The sequence below is a fragment of the Pukyongia salina genome (genome assembly GCF_002966125.1).
Taxonomy (GTDB): domain Bacteria; phylum Bacteroidota; class Bacteroidia; order Flavobacteriales; family Flavobacteriaceae; genus Pukyongia; species Pukyongia salina.
The window spans coordinates 1,580,645-1,597,046 of record NZ_CP027062.1 but is presented as its reverse complement, the minus strand read 5'-3'; the positions used below and the strand labels follow the sequence as shown (position 1 = coordinate 1,597,046).

The window sequence follows — 16,402 nt, the reverse complement described above, 5'->3', positions numbered from 1 at the left end:
TTATTCTTCCCTAAAAGGGTTTGTTTCTTGTAAGTATGAGAACAGCTTTATGAACGCCAGATCTATTAGATCCAATTCGTCTTCTCTTCGATCGGGGTTTTTCGTTCCCCTGGAGGTAATTGCCCGTCGTATTTACCCATATAAAAGAACCCCAGACATCGTTCCCCTTCCGACAAAGAAACATGTTCTCCCAAAAATTCCTTATACGCCGGACTGCTCCAGTATGTTCCAATTTTCATCGAATGGGCCGTAAGCCACATATTCTGTACGGCCATGGCTGTAGCCGCGATCTCTTCCCATTCCGGAACCGATCCCGCAGGATCCCGCTGCATACATATAGCCATTACACATCCGGATCGTTCTGCTTTTTCCAATATCTTCATATGTTTGAAGGCGCTATAATTTTCACTGGTCTCTTTGTATTTCCTAGCCAGGAATTCGCCTAATTCGATCCTCGATTCCCCATAGAATACCTTAAATCGCCAGGGTTCGGTCCTGCGATGTGTTGGAGCCCAGTTAGCGGCTTCCAGTATGGTATTGAGTTCGGCTTTAGTAATTTCTTCCAAATTGTATTGGGTGGGATATACGGCTCGTCGGGTTCGAATTTGTTCTATCATAGTGCTGCTTTGAAGATGCAAAAATACTTCTTTTTAGCTCTCCTTGATACAATCCTATTATTTTGATCTTGCCAATTATTCCAAATTGTTACTAATTAAATTGATTGTTTTTTCGTACCTTAATTGAGTTATTTCTAGGACATCAACTAAATCGGCACTCATATGAAAAAAGTAATTTTAATGGTCTGTTGCGTAATTGGGGCGCTCGCCTTTATTTCTGCAGACAAAAACAATTCCCAGGACAACGCTCTGTCCATTGAGGGAGTTTGGGAGCTCGAACATCAATTTCTTTACGAAAACAGTCAGGTGAAGGATACAATTATGAATTTGAATGGTTACAGACAAGTTAAGATCTACACCAAGGGAAAAGTAATGTGGACGCGTTTTAATCCGGCCGATTCTAACGAGTGGTTCGGCTATGGCTCATACGAAGTTAAAGACGGAATGCTGCATGAGCAACTGGAATATGCTTCCGATGCCATGATGCGTATTGTAGATACGGTTCAGGTATTTAAATTCGAACTCGATCTGGGAGAAAAACGATACAGCCAGATCGTTTGGGACAGTAAAGGAAACCCGGAATCTTCCGAAAACTATGTCCGCATAGAATAATTCCTTCAGAAAAAATTATAAAGGAAGACCCTACGTCTTCCTTTTTTATGCTTTAAATTGAAATATGTGTTCCGGTTATTCCCCATTCCTGGCATCTTTAAATTCCTGCCAGGTCTTATCTATGTAATGTTTGTTCCCCAGGTAATCCAGTATTTTTAATAATTCTTCGGAAGTCTGGTACCCTTTTATGATGGTGATCCGCTCAAACTTTTCGTTTAACGCCACATAGCTTGGGTAACTCATGCTTTTATTCAGCAGGGCGGCAGCGAACTCATTATAACCCCGCCTTCCGCTTTTCACAAACTTAAAATCGAAACCCTGGAACTTAAAACTCTCTTTGCGTTCGGCATTGAACTTCACAGGATGGAATTTTTCGTTGATGAGAGCCACAACTTCAGGATGCTTAAAGGTTGTCTTATCCATCCGCTTGCACCATCCGCACCAATCTGTATACACATCGAAAAACACCGGTTTAGACTCGTTGGCCATAGCGGCTTCCAGTTGGGTTATATCCATCCAATTGATCTCTTCCTGTCCCAGAATACCGGAAACAGGCAGTAACATTAGTGCCAAGATAAAAGTAAGAATCGACCGCTTCATGGGCTAAATATAGTAAAATAAGCCAGTAATAAGTACATACGGCGGTTGCGTTGCCCTAGTTGATCCGTCTTCTTTCGGCTTCCGAACCAGTCTCGCGATTCCTGGCAGATTTAAGGTCTCTGTTTCCAAAATTCCTGCTATAGGTAATTGTAAAGGTACGGTTGCTGAAATCGAAGGTATTCCTGGTATTGATATTTTGCTCAGGAAGGTTGGTCCCTCCATTAAATTCGAGGGAATCGAAAATATCATTGATGGAGAACTTCAGTGATCCCCACTTGTCGCTAAATTTATTCTGAAGCCCAATATTTATAGCGTAGAATTCATCGTAACGCGCATTTCCGAAGAATCCCGGGCCATTGTAAAATCCGGATAATTCGGCCGAAAAACTATCCGAAACCTTGAACGAATGGGTGCTGTTAGCCGAAAAGATTCCCAGTTCCTGTTCAATGGGTACTCCCAGGTAAAAGGATCGAACTTTCTGGCGTACGTAGGTTAAATTGTTCTGGGTTCGCCACCATTTGGTGAGTTTTACCGGTATCCCTGCGATAATGGAAAAAGTTCGGGTATAGTCCAGATTTGCTGCCTCGAAGATCAATCTCCCGGTGTCCGGATCTATTCGTTCCTGGAAATTGGCAATGGTCGCATCCTCATCGGTATATTGAAAGGACAGGAAATACGATTTAAACGTAATATCGTACTTGTAGGTATTCGAAATGGCCGGTTGAAGACCCGCATTTCCCGAGAGGAACGTATTGGGTTCGAAAAATATCACAAAAGGAGCCAGATCATTGAAAGTTGGCCGGGTAATACGTTTGGAGTAGGATAGGTTCATGCTTAAATTCTCGGTAAGGGTCCTGCTTAGAAAGATAGATGGAAACCATTTCCCAAACTGTCTGTCTACTACCCTGCCCTGCGTATCCACATCCAGCCTGGAATCTGTATACTCATATCGAAGGCCCGCCTTAGCCGAAGTCTTTTCATCGATAGTATACTCTGCAGACCCATAGGCCGCCAGAATTTTCTCATCCAATACGCTAAAATTGGTTAAAGTAGGATCGAACACAAACATCCCATCAATCTCATTGGCCACAGAAACATCATTCTCGAAATCGTTCTTGGTTGCTTTAGCTCCGGCCTCCACCTTTAAGTTATCATTGATCTTGTTATTATAGTCGAGCTTTCCTACCCAGGTTGAAAGTGGCGTTTCTTTCCTGCTTTGCAAAAGTTCGGTTCGTAAGAACATCATATTTGCATCGTAAAAGGTATTGGTATAATCTGTTGGATTATCGAATTCGTAAAAGAGATAATCTATATCCATGCTCACAAATTCATCCTTAGTGAATTCGTGTTTTATATTGAAATTAGCTCCGAAATGTTTTAACTGGTTGGTTTCGGTATTTGCTAATTCCACGAAAGAAGTTGGCATCCCGTTCACAGCATCGAAACTACTATTAAAGGCATCCATCTGCCATTTGTTATCGAAGGCCGTGAGAATGGTCCCTATAATTGTTTTTTCTGAAATTTGGTAATCCATTCCCAATCGGAGTCCGTGATTTTGCTGATCTGGTTCCCTATCGGTCCTGGAGGTAGTAGACAGCAGGTCGCCATCCTCCCGATATTCTCTGCTGGTTTTAAACAGCTGCTCTCTCTGGTCCACACGGTACGAATAACTTCCGAAGACATTAAATCTATTTTTCCTGTAATTAAAATTAATATTGTCGTTAGACACCAACCCTTTTCCATACCCCAGCGAAAGCGAATAGGACCCGTTTAGACCCAGATTGGCATTTTTCTTAAGTACTATATTGATGAAACCGGCATTCCCTTCAGCATCAAAATTTGCCGGAGGTGTAGTGATCAGTTCAATGGATTCGATATTATCGGCGCTCATCCCGTCCAGCAACTGTACAAGTGATGATGCGGGAACATAGCTGGTCTTTCCGTTTATCATCACCACCACTCCATCTTTTCCAACCACGGATATGGCATTGTTCTGCCTGTTTACCACCACTCCCGGAGAACGTTCAAGCACCTCCAGAGCAGTCCCTCCGGACGAGACAATACTATTCTCCACATTGATCACCAACCGATCTACTTTTTGCGTGAATAAAGGCTTCTTTGCCTGAACGACAACTTCGCCAAGTTCTTCGCCTTCAGTCATCACAAGTACCGGAACCGTATAGTCCGCATTAAGGGTGAAGGCTTCAGATCTGGCTGTTTGAAAACCAACTACAGAGCCCTCTACGTAGTATGTGTTAGCTGGTATACTTTCAAGAATATAGGCGCCGCTCTCGTCTGTAACCGCACCTTTTACAAAGGTGGAATCACTAACCTTCATAAGGAGTACATTGGCAAAAGTAATGGCATCATTATTAGAATCTAATATCCTGCCCGAAATAGTATAGGAAGTCTGTCCATAGATGGTTGAGACCATAAACAGCAACGCAACAGTGAGACGCGTAGTGAGGTTCATAATTTATTAGTTAGTTGAAAACTTCATTAACACAGATTCAAATCTCAACCCATGATAACTCAGTGTAAGTTAGGTAAATAAGTAATAAATTGGCGATAAATTATATGATAACTCATATTTCAAAACTCTAAAAGCCATTGGTAACACTTCCTAAATTTGGTAATTTTAAGAATTTAAATTGCTGAAATGTTAATTTAAAGGTATTTCATCGAATTATTTTGCTTTTTATCGATTTTATTGGCATTTTTCCGACTTATAAAATTCCATCTGCGTATGAAAAGTAAAATTACCCTACTCCTACTTCTTGGTTTCTGTTCCATATATGGCAATGCCATGCGATGTGGCGATGCCTATCAAAATGCTACCTATGCGGTAGAGCATTCGGAAAAAGCGCTGGCATCGAACAACCTGGAGCACCTGAAACAATACTCGTTAAGAGCACAGGAAGCTGTGGAAAAAGTATTTGCCGCTACAGAAAACTGCGGCTGTACCGAAGCAAATAATGCCAGCTACGACACCCTGGATTATTTAAGCAAAGCCCTCGAAAAGGACAAATTTGAGGTGTCCAGATTCTATGTGAAAAGTGCGCTAAGTAGCATAAAATCCATCCTTATTTCGCTTGATCTTTGTAACGAACCCGATCCAACCTATAGCCTTATCGTAGACGAAAACAACCTGATCACACAAGAACAGGAGCTTCTCGCACAACAGGAACAACTCTTGCGAAAGCAGAAGGCCCTGGAAGCCCAGCTAAAGGCACAAAAAGAATTGCAGGCAAAGCTACAACGCGAAAAAGAGATAAAACTAAGCGAACAGAAACGTATCAAGTTTGAAGCAGAAGCCAACCTTTTGGAAATGGAAACTGCCATTAACCGCTTTATCCGGCTCATGGATTGCGATAGAGTAGAACCATTAACCGAGAAATCGTATACGCGCACTCTGGAACAACTCGAAGTAGAGTCTGTTCACGCCACCCGAACCTTCTATTCCATAAAAGCAAGGGAAATGGCAGACCAGTTAATTGCCGTGCTAGCCGGGTGTGACAACTAGAATACCCAAAATGACTATTTATTTGTTGTACTTTTAACCTAACAATCTGCTCCTAAGGAGTAATAAACCTAATTCGGTTTCTGAAAACCCAACGTAAATGTTGGGTTTTTTGTTTCTGAAATTCCGCGAAAAGTCGTTATATTTACTAGGAAATAACGCTTTGTTATGATCTCTGTTGAAGAAGCAATATCAATTGTAAAAAATTCCATAGTAAAAACTTCAGAAACGGAAGTGATATCCCTTGGTTCTGCTTTGGGCTATGTGCTGAGTGAGGATGTAGTCTCTCCTATTGATATGCCTCCCTTCAGGCAATCGGCCATGGACGGCTACGCACTTAATCTTGGCGATACAAATAACTACGAGATCATCGCCGAAATAAAAGCCGGCGACACCAGCCTCCCTCAACTAAATAAGGGCCAGGCCGCACGAATCTTTACGGGAGCCGCTGTGCCCCATTCGGCTAATGCCATCGCCATACAGGAACACGTAACAGCAGAAAATACCATGTTAACCCTGGAAAAAGAGGTTGCGATCGGGGCTAATATCAGGGGACAGGGTGAACAGGTGAAAAAAGGCCAGGTAGCACTCGCAGCAGGCAGCGTGATAAATCCTGCTGCCATCGGATTTTTGGCTTCCCTTGGCATCTCCAAAATTGCGGTACACACCAAACCTTCTGTGGCAATTGTAACCACAGGAAACGAGCTAATCCCTGCCGGGACTCCCTTAAAACATGGCGAGATATACGAGAGCAATGCACTCATGTTGGAGTCGGCAATGAGAAGATGTAACTACACTAACGTATCCACATTTAAAGTGAAGGATAACTTCGAAAATACGGTATCTCTCATTCGAGACTTGAATAAGAAATTCGATTTTATAATTATTACCGGAGGGATTTCGGTTGGGGATTACGATTTTGTGGGGAAAGCCCTGGAAGAACTGGAAGTAACCCCTTTATTCTACAAAGTGAAACAGAAACCCGGTAAGCCCTTGTATTTTGGCAAAACCCAAAAGAACTTCATATTTGCACTTCCCGGCAATCCCGCGGCTTCTTTAAGTTGTTTCTATAATTATGTATTACCTGGTCTGGAAATAGCGAGCGGGAATACAGATTTTTCTCTTCCCAGAATACGGGCAAGATCGACATCAAACTATCAGAAAAAAGGTGACAGGGCTCAATTTCTCAAAGCCCGTTATCAACAGGACGAAGTGACCATCCTGGACGGCCAGAGTTCGTCCATGCTGCATACTTTTGCGATTGCCAATGCCCTGGTATATCTACCGGAAGATACCTTCGAAATAAAAATAAAAGATGAAGTAGAAGTGATCATGCTTCCTATAAACTAACCACTATGAAATACACTATTAAAAGCAGAATTTGGATTGAAGCAGATGGAGAGATCTTACTGGGTGAAGGTCGGGTTAACCTCCTGAAGGCAATAGAGGAAACCGGTTCACTCACCAAGGCAGCCAAATGCATGGAGATGTCTTATAAAAAGGCATGGCGATTAGTAGACACCGTGAATTCCCGTGCAAAAAAACCTGTTGTTACTTCCAGTATTGGTGGTAAAAGTGGTGGCGGCACCGCTTTAACCGATTACGGCCGGTCTCTTGTAAGCACCTTCGATGCCATTAATCACCACTGCTGGGATTTTCTCGATAAAGAAATAAAGCAATACAAATTATAATGTTATTAGAGTCTGATTATATCTGGGGTTTCTTACTCACCTTACCGGTGATAGCCTTCCTGTATGCCAGTGTTGGCCATGGTGGCGCCAGTGGGTACCTGGCACTAATGGCCCTATTCTCATTTAGCCCGGAGGTCATGAAACCTACAGCTTTACTGCTCAATCTATTTGTATCCGGTCTGGCGTTTTATCATTATTACAAGGCCGGATATTTCAACAAACGGCTGTTCTTTTCTTTTGCCCTGGCCTCTATACCCATGGCCTTTCTAGGCGGTTTGCTAGAAGTAGACGCTTCAGTTTATAAAAAAATACTGGCAGTACTGCTCATTTTTGCCATCCTTAAAATGCTGAATGTTTTTGGTAAGGAAACCGAAGAAATAAAACGAGTTAAGATCTGGCAGGGCCTCATACTAGGTGCCATCATTGGATTCTTCTCGGGCCTTATCGGCATTGGGGGCGGTATTATCCTCACACCCGTAATATTATTGCTCCACTGGGGAAAGATGAAAGAAGCAGCAGCCGTCTCTGCCCTGTTTATCTGGGTAAACTCGGCATCGGGGTTGTTAGGACAATTAACCGGGGGTGTTTCCATATCTTCGGAGGCATGGATCCTGGTAGCGATCGCCGTGGTGGGAGGATATTTTGGTAGTTATTTCGGGAGTAAGAAATTTAACAACGCCTTTCTAAGATATATGCTCGCTTTTGTACTAATTATTGCTTCAATAAAACTTTTCTTATGGTAACCGTAGAAAAAAAACATATCACCGGTATTTTACTCGCAGGAGGCAGGAGTTCCAGGATGGGAACCGATAAAGGTTTTGTTATGCTGAAAGGTCTCAGCTTCGCCAATCGAATCATCAACACCATGAAGCCTTTTGTACATGAGATCATCATTGTAAGCGATCATACCCGATACGACAAACTATTGATCCGGCGAGTGGAGGATATTGTGAAAGATTCGGGGCCTGTGGCAGGGATTCACGCCGCACTTACGCACTCTCACACAGACCTCAACCTGGTTCTAAGTTGCGATATTCCACTAATAGAAGAGGAAGTAGTTTCAACTTTGCTACAGGGATACGACCCTCAATACGATATTATTCAGCTGGCGTATAACGGCAGTACTATTCCGCTTATAGGTCTTTACCACAAGAACTGTTTGCCTCAATGCGAATCATTGCTGAAACAGGGAGAACGGCGGTTAACAAAATTCGTTGAAGCGTCGAAAACCAAAACGATCGAGTTGCCACCGCATTTGGGTCATTATACAACAAACGTGAATACCAGGGAACAATTAGAACTATTAAAAAATGAGTACGAACATTAAATATTTCGGACTCCTGGCAGAGATCACTTCCTGCCGGGAAGAATCTCTTGGCAACAGCCCTAGCACGGTAAATGAGCTGTTAGAGTTGCTTTTTGAAAAATATCCGGGATTAAAAGAAAAGGATTTCCGGGTTGCTATAGACCAGCAACTGGTTACGGAAGATGCCCGGATCACAGGTGGCGAAATCGCATTACTACCACCATTCTCGGGAGGCTAGAATATGAACAGATACAGTAGACATATCATTCTTTCAGAAATTGGCCCGGAAGGCCAGAAAAAACTGTCCGCTGCCAGCGTAATGGTAGTAGGTGCAGGCGGCCTTGGCTGTCCAGCTCTCCAATACCTAGTCGCTGCGGGGGTTGGCACTATCGGCATATTAGACCACGACCTTGTGGAGGAATCCAATCTGCAACGCCAGATCTTGTTTGGCACTTCTTCCTTAGGCACCAACAAAGCAGTGTCTGCTAAAAAACGATTGGCCGACCTCAATCCCTCCATTACCATAAATGCTTATCCCATACAACTACAGGCACAGAATGCCCTGGATATCTTATCGGGTTACGACATCATCCTGGACGGCACAGACAATTTTGAAACCCGTTACCTTATTAACGATGCTGCCCTTTTGCTGGACAAACCCGTGGTTTTTGGGGCGATCTATAAATTTGAAGGCCAGGTTACCGTGTTCAATTACAAAGGAGGGCCCAGTTACCGATGTTTGTTCGCCACCCCACCGGCGGGGTCTTCGGTAGCTAATTGTTCGGAAGTGGGCGTACTGGGTGTGCTGCCTGGAATTATTGGTTGTATGCAGGCGAACGAAGTTATAAAGATGATCCTGGGAATGGAAGAAGTGCTATCGGGAAAATTACTGTGCTATGATGCGCGTTCGGCCGGTACCAGCTTTATATCCATTGCCCGAAATGAGGACAGGATAAAGCAGGTTTTTGATGAAAGAGACTCCTTCGTGCAAAATCATTCGGGAAGCAACTATAGTTGTGAGCCGATGGAAATATCGGTGGAAGATGCCTTGAAGATGGAGGATGTTCAATTTATCGACATTCGGGAGCCGGGAGAACTTCCTTTTATTCAACTTCCTGAGTGTATCCAGATCCCACTGGGGTCTTTAGAGCAAAGCATTTCAGAAATAAATTCAGAAAAAAATATAGTAACCTTCTGCAGATCGGGCATACGAAGTAAAAAAGCCGTCTCACTATTGATAGAAAACAATATAACGAATTGCTACTCCCTGAAAGGAGGTGCTCTCGCCCTGGAGCCAGCGATAAAATCTTTAATAAAATGAAAGACAAAAAACCTAAAAATGTATTTGTAGAGGGAGCCATTTCCCCGGAGTTTATCGCAACTTCTATTGCAAAACATCAAAGTAAAACCTCCATAGGTGCACACGATATTTTCCTGGGACAGGTACGAGCAGATATGGTTGATAATAAGACTATAAAGGCTATTGAATACACCGCCTATGAAGAGATGGCCAATAATAAATTTCATGAGATCCGCGAGGCGACCTTCGGGAAATACGAACTTAGTTGTATGCACATTTATCACAGCCTTGGGACAGTGAATGCGGGGGAGATCTGCCTCTTTGTCTTTGTCTCTTCTCCCAGGAGAAAAGTGGTTTTTGAAGCACTGGAATATGTGGTTGAGGAGATAAAAGCCAATGTCCCGGTTTTTGGCAGAGAGATCTTTGAAGACGAGTCGCATCAATGGAAAGTAAATACGTAATCTATGGTAGACATCACACATAAAGCCAATACCCTACGCATTGCCACAGCCCAGGCTATCGTTAAAGTGAGTAAAGCCGAAACCATTGAGGCGATAAAAAAGGACGAAGTTCCCAAGGGAAACGTCTTCGCTATGAGTAAGGCTGCCGGCCTGTTAGGCATAAAGAAAACCCCGGAGTTGTTGCCCGATTGTCATCCCATCCCTGTGGAGTATGCAGCAATCGATTTTGAAGTAAATGAATTGGAGATTATTGTGAATTGCACCATAAAAACCATATACAAGACCGGGGTCGAGGTGGAGGCCATGCACGGTGCCAGTGTAGTGGCTCTCAATATGTATGATATGCTGAAACCCATCGACAAAGGCGTTGAGATCCACCATATAAAACTGCTTAAAAAACGAGGTGGCAAAACCGATTTCCAGGATAGATACCGAAAGGATCTGGTCGCGGCTGTGATCGTATGTTCAGATACGATCTCCAAAGGAGAAAAGGAAGACCAGGCCGGGAAAGAGGTGATCGCCAAACTGGAATCCTGCCATGTAAAAGTGAGTGACTACCAGATCATTCCCGATGAAAAGGAGATCATTCAACAAAAAGTAAACGATTTAGCTAATAACAAGATCGACCTCATCATCTTCTCGGGCGGTACCGGTCTATCTGCTCGCGATGTTACGCCAGATGCCCTGGAGGAAATTCTGGAGCGTAGGATCCCCGGGGTAGAAGAGGTGATACGAAGTTACGGACAGTTACGCACCCCATATTCTATGTTATCACGAAGTGTGGCAGGCACCATTCGGGACAGCCTGGTACTTGCCATACCAGGTTCCACCAAAGGCGCCAGGGAATCGATGGAAGCCATATTTCCACACATCCTGCATGTTTTCAGAATATTTAAAGGAGAAAGACACGACCCATGAAAAAAGACTCCCCCATATTAACCGATACCCACGGCAGGGAACATACCTATTTACGGATCTCCCTGATTGAGCGCTGTAATTTGCGCTGCAATTACTGTATGCCGGAGGAAGGGATCCAACTCTCTCCCAAGAGCCATTTAATGACCTACGAAGAAATTTACACCATCGCAAAGGTCTTCGCAGATCACGGGGTACGGAAGATCAGACTTACCGGAGGTGAACCGCTAATTAGAAAGGATTTTACCACTATTTTGGAGAAACTAGCTACGCTTGATGTCTCTTTAACCCTTACCACTAACGGGGTGATCATAGATCGGTTTATAGACGATCTTAAAAAATATAATCTCAACGGGATCAACCTTAGCTTAGACTCACTCCAGGCCGAAAAGTTCCGAGAGATCACCCGAAGAGACAATTTTACCCAGGTTTGGGACAACCTGCATTTATTAGTTTCTGAAGGCTTTAAAGTGAAGGTAAACGCAGTTTTGATGAAGGATGTGAACGACAATGAGATCATCGATTTTATCGAACTAACGAAGGATCTTCCGGTGTCTGTTCGCTTTATAGAATTTATGCCCTTTGATGGCAACAAATGGAATATAGACAAGACCGTTTCTTATGCCGAGATCATGGATAAAGTACGGGATCATTTTACCGAAGACCAGTTGGAACGACTGCAGGATGCGCCCAATGATACCTCAAAGAATTACAAGATCAAGAACTACAAGGGAAGTTTTGGAATTATAAGCTCGGTAACCAATCCGTTCTGTGATAGTTGTAACCGAATTCGACTCACGGCCAATGGACGAATTAAGAATTGTTTATTTTCTTCTTCTGAAACAGATCTGCTTCAGGCCCTTCGTGCAGGGGAAGCAATAGAACCGCTCATCGCCAAGGCCATGCGCTCCAAGTTTAAGGTAAGAGGTGGTATGGATACACTGGAAAAACTTCAGCAACCCGAACTACACGGAAAAAACCGAAGTATGATCACTATTGGTGGTTAGCACGATATAAAGTCTCGTAGGCTTCCCGGGTATCGATATCCTTAAGTTTCCCCTCACCCGGAATGGCGGTCACTTTATTGAGATGTTCCGTGATCAGTTGCCGTGCTCCCTTATCGTCCCTTAATGCGCTCAACTCTTTGAAGTAGGTTTTATCGAACATTGCCGGCACACCTATTCTTCCATCTTCATAAACCGAAGCGATGATCTGTTCATGACCAGGAATGAATGTTTGCAACATCTTCTTCAGAAAACCTGAATCCACCAAAGGTTGATCGGGGAGCATAATGAGGGCGGCTTCTATTTTATGAGAAGATGTTATAATCTGTTTCATCGCCAGCGCGATCGAACTTCCCAGGCCCAATTCCCAATTGGGATTTTCCAGGATGATCGCATTATTGGCAGGAAGCTGTTCTCTAATTTCGTCCTTATGGGCACCCAACACCAGGAAGATCTCTTTACAAGCCGCCGATGAGGCAGTCTGTAAACAATGAGTAAGCAGGTTTGTATCTCTCCATTTAAGCAGTTGTTTCGGGCTACCAAGACGGCTGGAGGCTCCCGCAGCGGGAATTATGATGGCGATATTTGAAGTTTCAGACAAGCAGCGAGTATAGGATCAAGCGTGTATGCCCCCTTTTTTCTCCTTCAGAAGGATGGGCTTTTTATCGCGCACAACCGACAAGATCTCTGAAAGGATAGAAATTGCGATCTCCTGGGGGGTTTCTGCACCAATATTAAGGCCGGCAGGCCCGTGAATACGGTCTATCAACCTTTCGGCCTCTTCGGGATAATATTCTATAAACTGGACATAGAGTTTTTCACGTCTATGTGCCGGGCCCAGCAAACCAATGTAAGCAGGATCTGCTTCTTTTAGTTCGATGAGATAACGAAGATCGTTAGCAAAATTGTGAGACATGATCACAATGGCGGTTTGGTTGTCGATCTTATCCAGTACCAGCGCATCGGGAGCCACCGAATGAAATTCGCTTGCCCCGGGGAAATTCTCGATGGTCTTTGCCTCAAGCGGACCCGCAATTACAGATACTTCCCAGCCATTAAGCGCGGCGTATTTGCACAGTTGCACTGCGTCGTGTTCTGCGCCAAAGATCATTAATTTAAAACAGGGAGGCATAACTCTTTCAAAAACCTGAAGGTCTTTATCGACCCCGGGCGAAGATCGATTCTCCATGTTCACTGGAAATTGTTTTTCATTTATCTCTATAAGACTTCCCAGACCTTCTGCAGCTCCCTCCTCTTTCTTGTAGTGTGACAAAACCTTAAAGTGATCTCTACTTTGCAGGCATTGATGAAATGCATTGATAAGTTCGTTATCCGGATTGAAGATCTCAATAAGGATATACAGCACCCCTTCACAGCCCAGACGGTAGCGCCCGTCGTAGGTCATCATGATAGGTTTGTCATCCTTAAATACTGCTTCCGCGTTTCGGGCGATATCTTTTTCCACACAACCGCCACTTACAGCACCCGTCATCTGGCCATTCTCTGCGATCAACATCCGCACCCCCGGTTTTCTGTAGGAGGATCCGTCCAGGTCTACAACCGTGGCCAGAACGGTTTTTACTCCATTTTCGGCGGCGCGCAGATGAGCGGTTAGAATATCCTTTATTTCATGCGTCATATGCTAGACCAGTTGCTTTTTATATTTTCCTTTGCTCTTTCGTATGCGCACTGCTACCACCTTATATTCCGGGCATTTCGCTTCCGAATCGTGTATATCGCCGGTAATTAAATTGATCATGATCTCCGGGAAATGAAAGGTGGTACTCAGGATGCCGGGCTTCACCTCATCGGTGATCCTGGCTTTTACATCCACCTTACCCCTTGGTGATTCCACACATACATAATCGCCTTCATGGATTAGATGTGTCTTGGCGTCTTCGGGATTGATCATTAGGTAGTCGTCTGAAAGTATTTTCTCATTCGCGGTTCTACGGGTCATCGCCCCGCAATTATAATGTTCCAGTTCTCTATTTGTAGTAAGGATATACGGATAATCCTTTGCGTGGTCCTGCAACTCCATGGTTTCTCTAAAGGCGTTATACTCAAAATAACCTTTCCCTCTTTTAAATTCATTCTGATGCAGGATCTTGGTATCGGTTCCATCTTCGGCTACCGGCCATTGCAGTCCGTTCTTTCCTAACCGCTCCCATCTAATTCCGGCAAAGAAAGGTACGATCTGGGAGATCTCTTCCAGCATTCCATCCGGGGTATAGTCTGGTTGTGGATAACCCATACGGTTCATGATATCCACAATGATCTGCCCGTCCGGTTTGGAGCCGGGTATGGGTTCAACTACCTGGCGTACGGCTTGAACTCTGCGTTCTCCATTAGTGAAAGTTCCACTCTTTTCCAGGAATGAAGCTCCGGGTAAGATCACATCGGCGTATTTGGCTGTTTCGGTCATGAACAACTCCTGGACGATCACCAGATCTGTTGCTTCCAATGCCCTGATCACCTTCTTGGTATTGGGGTCGGTTTGCACCACATCTTCCCCAATGATCCAGATGGCCTTTAGTTTACCATCAAGGGCAGCTTCGAACATTTCGGGGATCTTATAGCCAATTTCCTTCGGAACTGTGACCCCATAAAATTCGTTATATCGTTTATTTACTTCGTCGTTGGTAACATCCAGATAACCGGCTCCCTGATGCGGCTGAACGCCCATATCTGCCGAACCCTGTACGTTGTTCTGGCCCCTGAGCGGATTTACACCCACCCCGCGTCTACCAATATTCCCGGTAAGCAAGGCAAGATCTGCGATCTGCATCACGGTGAATGTTCCTTGCGAATGTTCGGTCACTCCCAGTCCGTGAAAAGACATGGCATTTGGTGCGGTAGCGTAGGCAAGGGCGGCAGCTTTTACATCGTTTCTGTCTACTCCCGTAACTGCTTCCAGAGCATCGAGGTCTATATTCAGAATTTCTTTTTCAAATGCTTCGTAGCCCTCGGTCCTGCTTTCAATGAACGATTTATCTACATGTCCTTCAGTAATGATATAATATATCATCATATTGAGCAGGGCCACATTGGTGCCCGGCCTTAGTGCCAGATGATGGGTGGCATATCTTGCCAGTTCGGTTCTGCGAGGGTCGATCACGATACACACATTATCGCTCTTCATGGCGAATTGCTTCAGCTTTGCTCCGGTAACCGGATGTGCATCGGTAGGATTGGCACCAATTACCATGATACAATTGGTATCCTTAAGATCGTCTATAGAATTGGTTGCCGCACCGGTTCCGTAGGTACGCTGCATCCCAAGAGCTGTGGGCGAATGACACACACGGGCACATCCATCAATATTGTTGGTATTTATCACCGCACGGAAGAATTTCTGCATCAGGTAATTCTCCTCGTTCGTACATCGGGAAGAAGAGATCCCGGCCAGGGAATCCGGCCCGAATTCGGCTTTAAAATATTTAAATCTCTCTGTGATATAATCGTACACTTCCTCCCAGCTTACTTTTTCAAATTCGCCGTTTCTTTTAATCATAGGCGAATCCAACCGCTCGGGATGGTCGTAGAACTTAAAGGCATAACGGCCTTTCAAACAGGTATGACCCTGGTTCACTTCGGCATCGTATGGTGCCGTGATAGATAGTATCTTCCCATTTGTGGTGGCCACTTCGAGATTACAGCCCACACCACAATAGGTACAAATAGTACGGGTGGTATCGGTGGCCTGGATAGCTTTACTCTGAAATACATCCGAAATGGCAGAAGTAGGACACGCCTGCGAACAGGCCCCGCAACTCACACAATCCGATTCCATGAACGATTGGTCCAGTCCTTTTATAATGTGGCTGTCGAAACCACGGCCGGCCATACTAAGTACAAATTCTCCCTGCACCTCATCGCAGGCACGTACACAGCGGTAACAGTTTATACATTTGGAAAGATCGGAGGTCATATAAGGATGACTTAGATCTTTGGTCTTATCTAAATGGGTGTCGCCTTCGGGATAACGCACTTCTCTAATGCCTACTTGCGCCGCAACGGTTTGTAATTCGCAATTACCGTTCACCTCGCAGGTGAGGCAATCCAGGGGATGATCTGTAAGTACCAGCTCTATGATGTTCTTGCGTAAGGCTTTCACCGCTTCGGTACTGGTATAGATATACTGTCCTTCGGCAACCGGGGTATGGCAGGACGCCATGGTCTTTACCGGGCCGTCTTTGCTCAGGGCGATCTCCACACTACACACCCTGCAGGACCCAAAAGGATCGAGGTTAGGCGCATCGCACAAGGTGGGCACCAGCTCCTTCGCCTTGAAACGTCTGATAAAGGACAATACGGTTTCCCCTTCAACTATTTCGAATGCTTCGTTATCTATGTAGGCTGTTTTCATTCGTGCT

At 44.5% G+C, this 16,402-nt stretch carries 17 protein-coding genes; 11 read left to right on the top strand and 6 right to left on the bottom strand.

Going from position 1 to position 16,402, the window contains the following annotated elements; genetic code table 11:
• Positions 1 to 65 precede the first annotated feature (65 nt).
• Positions 66 to 617, bottom strand: coding sequence for a nitroreductase family protein (locus tag C5O00_RS07115; protein ID WP_105216180.1), 552 nt, complete (start codon positions 615 to 617; stop codon positions 66 to 68).
• A 162-nt stretch (positions 618 to 779) separates the two neighbouring features.
• Between C5O00_RS07115 and C5O00_RS07110 the strand changes: the two genes are divergently transcribed.
• A complete protein-coding gene (locus tag C5O00_RS07110) occupies positions 780 to 1,229 on the top strand; it encodes a hypothetical protein (RefSeq protein WP_105216178.1) in 450 nt (149 codons plus the stop codon).
• A gap of 75 nt (positions 1,230 to 1,304) precedes the next feature.
• On the opposite strand, the gene C5O00_RS07105 is transcribed toward C5O00_RS07110, so the two are convergent.
• Positions 1,305 to 1,829: a thioredoxin family protein gene (locus tag C5O00_RS07105; RefSeq protein ID WP_244592956.1), complete on the bottom strand. Its 525-nt coding sequence runs from the start codon at positions 1,827 to 1,829 to the stop codon at positions 1,305 to 1,307.
• A gap of 55 nt (positions 1,830 to 1,884) precedes the next feature.
• Positions 1,885 to 4,302 (bottom strand): outer membrane beta-barrel family protein, encoded by a 2,418-nt coding sequence (locus C5O00_RS07100; protein WP_105216176.1) that lies wholly within the window; start codon positions 4,300 to 4,302, stop codon positions 1,885 to 1,887.
• A gap of 273 nt (positions 4,303 to 4,575) precedes the next feature.
• Here C5O00_RS07100 and C5O00_RS07095 point away from each other — a divergent pair, with 273 nt between their 5' ends.
• The 10 genes from C5O00_RS07095 (at position 4,576) to moaA (ending at position 12,029) form a co-directional block, all read left to right on the top strand.
• Positions 4,576 to 5,352: a hypothetical protein gene (locus tag C5O00_RS07095; protein WP_105216174.1), complete on the top strand. Its 777-nt coding sequence runs from the start codon at positions 4,576 to 4,578 to the stop codon at positions 5,350 to 5,352.
• Positions 5,353 to 5,517: 165 nt separating this feature from the next.
• On the top strand, positions 5,518 to 6,699 hold the full coding sequence (locus tag C5O00_RS07090) for a molybdopterin molybdotransferase MoeA (protein WP_105216172.1): 1,182 nt from the start codon (positions 5,518 to 5,520) through the stop codon (positions 6,697 to 6,699).
• A gap of 5 nt (positions 6,700 to 6,704) precedes the next feature.
• Positions 6,705 to 7,040: a winged helix-turn-helix domain-containing protein gene (locus C5O00_RS07085; protein WP_105216170.1), complete on the top strand. Its 336-nt coding sequence runs from the start codon at positions 6,705 to 6,707 to the stop codon at positions 7,038 to 7,040.
• On the top strand, positions 7,040 to 7,783 hold the full coding sequence (locus tag C5O00_RS07080; RefSeq protein ID WP_105216168.1) for a sulfite exporter TauE/SafE family protein: 744 nt from the start codon (positions 7,040 to 7,042) through the stop codon (positions 7,781 to 7,783). The genes C5O00_RS07085 and C5O00_RS07080 overlap by 1 nt, the downstream gene beginning before the upstream one ends.
• Positions 7,777 to 8,367: a molybdenum cofactor guanylyltransferase gene (gene mobA, locus C5O00_RS07075; protein WP_105216166.1), complete on the top strand. Its 591-nt coding sequence runs from the start codon at positions 7,777 to 7,779 to the stop codon at positions 8,365 to 8,367. Before C5O00_RS07080 ends, mobA begins: the two co-directional genes overlap by 7 nt.
• Positions 8,351 to 8,584, top strand: coding sequence for a MoaD/ThiS family protein (locus C5O00_RS07070; RefSeq protein ID WP_105216164.1), 234 nt, complete (start codon positions 8,351 to 8,353; stop codon positions 8,582 to 8,584). Before mobA ends, C5O00_RS07070 begins: the two co-directional genes overlap by 17 nt.
• A gap of 3 nt (positions 8,585 to 8,587) precedes the next feature.
• On the top strand, positions 8,588 to 9,667 hold the full coding sequence (locus C5O00_RS07065) for a HesA/MoeB/ThiF family protein (protein ID WP_105216162.1): 1,080 nt from the start codon (positions 8,588 to 8,590) through the stop codon (positions 9,665 to 9,667).
• Positions 9,664 to 10,107, top strand: a complete 444-nt coding sequence (locus C5O00_RS07060; protein WP_105216160.1) for a molybdenum cofactor biosynthesis protein MoaE — start codon at positions 9,664 to 9,666, stop codon at positions 10,105 to 10,107. Before C5O00_RS07065 ends, C5O00_RS07060 begins: the two co-directional genes overlap by 4 nt.
• 3 nt (positions 10,108 to 10,110) lie before the next feature.
• Positions 10,111 to 11,025, top strand: a complete 915-nt coding sequence (gene moaCB / locus C5O00_RS07055; RefSeq protein ID WP_105216158.1) for a bifunctional molybdenum cofactor biosynthesis protein MoaC/MoaB — start codon at positions 10,111 to 10,113, stop codon at positions 11,023 to 11,025.
• Positions 11,022 to 12,029 carry a GTP 3',8-cyclase MoaA gene (gene moaA / locus C5O00_RS07050; RefSeq protein WP_105216156.1) on the top strand — a complete coding sequence of 336 codons (1,008 nt, stop codon included), beginning with the start codon at positions 11,022 to 11,024 and terminating at the stop codon, positions 12,027 to 12,029. Before moaCB ends, moaA begins: the two co-directional genes overlap by 4 nt.
• On the opposite strand, the gene C5O00_RS07045 is transcribed toward moaA, so the two are convergent.
• The 3 genes from C5O00_RS07045 to fdhF are packed head-to-tail and all read right to left on the bottom strand — an operon-like array spanning position 12,016 to position 16,395.
• Positions 12,016 to 12,627 carry a nucleotidyltransferase family protein gene (locus tag C5O00_RS07045; protein ID WP_105216154.1) on the bottom strand — a complete coding sequence of 204 codons (612 nt, stop codon included), beginning with the start codon at positions 12,625 to 12,627 and terminating at the stop codon, positions 12,016 to 12,018. The genes moaA and C5O00_RS07045 overlap by 14 nt on opposite strands.
• A 15-nt stretch (positions 12,628 to 12,642) precedes the next feature.
• On the bottom strand, positions 12,643 to 13,665 hold the full coding sequence (locus C5O00_RS07040) for an XdhC family protein (protein WP_105216152.1): 1,023 nt from the start codon (positions 13,663 to 13,665) through the stop codon (positions 12,643 to 12,645).
• A 3-nt stretch (positions 13,666 to 13,668) separates the two neighbouring features.
• A complete protein-coding gene (fdhF, locus tag C5O00_RS07035) occupies positions 13,669 to 16,395 on the bottom strand; it encodes a formate dehydrogenase subunit alpha (protein ID WP_105216151.1) in 2,727 nt (908 codons plus the stop codon).
• Between the last annotated feature and the right edge of the window lie 7 nt (positions 16,396 to 16,402).

Excerpts from the sequence above, each read along its gene's own strand:
- C5O00_RS07115 (WP_105216180.1), bottom strand. The coding sequence starts at position 617 with ATGATAGAACAAATTCGAACCCGACGAGCCGTATATCCCACCCAATAC.
- C5O00_RS07110 (WP_105216178.1), top strand. The coding sequence starts at position 780 with ATGAAAAAAGTAATTTTAATGGTCTGTTGCGTAATTGGGGCGCTCGCC.
- C5O00_RS07105 (WP_244592956.1), bottom strand. The coding sequence starts at position 1,829 with ATGAAGCGGTCGATTCTTACTTTTATCTTGGCACTAATGTTACTGCCT.
- C5O00_RS07100 (WP_105216176.1), bottom strand. The coding sequence starts at position 4,302 with ATGAACCTCACTACGCGTCTCACTGTTGCGTTGCTGTTTATGGTCTCA.
- C5O00_RS07095 (WP_105216174.1), top strand. The coding sequence starts at position 4,576 with ATGAAAAGTAAAATTACCCTACTCCTACTTCTTGGTTTCTGTTCCATA.
- C5O00_RS07090 (WP_105216172.1), top strand. The coding sequence starts at position 5,518 with ATGATCTCTGTTGAAGAAGCAATATCAATTGTAAAAAATTCCATAGTA.
- C5O00_RS07085 (WP_105216170.1), top strand. The coding sequence starts at position 6,705 with ATGAAATACACTATTAAAAGCAGAATTTGGATTGAAGCAGATGGAGAG.
- C5O00_RS07080 (WP_105216168.1), top strand. The coding sequence starts at position 7,040 with ATGTTATTAGAGTCTGATTATATCTGGGGTTTCTTACTCACCTTACCG.
- mobA (WP_105216166.1), top strand. The coding sequence starts at position 7,777 with ATGGTAACCGTAGAAAAAAAACATATCACCGGTATTTTACTCGCAGGA.
- C5O00_RS07070 (WP_105216164.1), top strand. The coding sequence starts at position 8,351 with ATGAGTACGAACATTAAATATTTCGGACTCCTGGCAGAGATCACTTCC.
- C5O00_RS07065 (WP_105216162.1), top strand. The coding sequence starts at position 8,588 with ATGAACAGATACAGTAGACATATCATTCTTTCAGAAATTGGCCCGGAA.
- C5O00_RS07060 (WP_105216160.1), top strand. The coding sequence starts at position 9,664 with ATGAAAGACAAAAAACCTAAAAATGTATTTGTAGAGGGAGCCATTTCC.
- moaCB (WP_105216158.1), top strand. The coding sequence starts at position 10,111 with ATGGTAGACATCACACATAAAGCCAATACCCTACGCATTGCCACAGCC.
- moaA (WP_105216156.1), top strand. The coding sequence starts at position 11,022 with ATGAAAAAAGACTCCCCCATATTAACCGATACCCACGGCAGGGAACAT.
- C5O00_RS07040 (WP_105216152.1), bottom strand. The coding sequence starts at position 13,665 with ATGACGCATGAAATAAAGGATATTCTAACCGCTCATCTGCGCGCCGCC.
- fdhF (WP_105216151.1), bottom strand. The coding sequence starts at position 16,395 with ATGAAAACAGCCTACATAGATAACGAAGCATTCGAAATAGTTGAAGGG.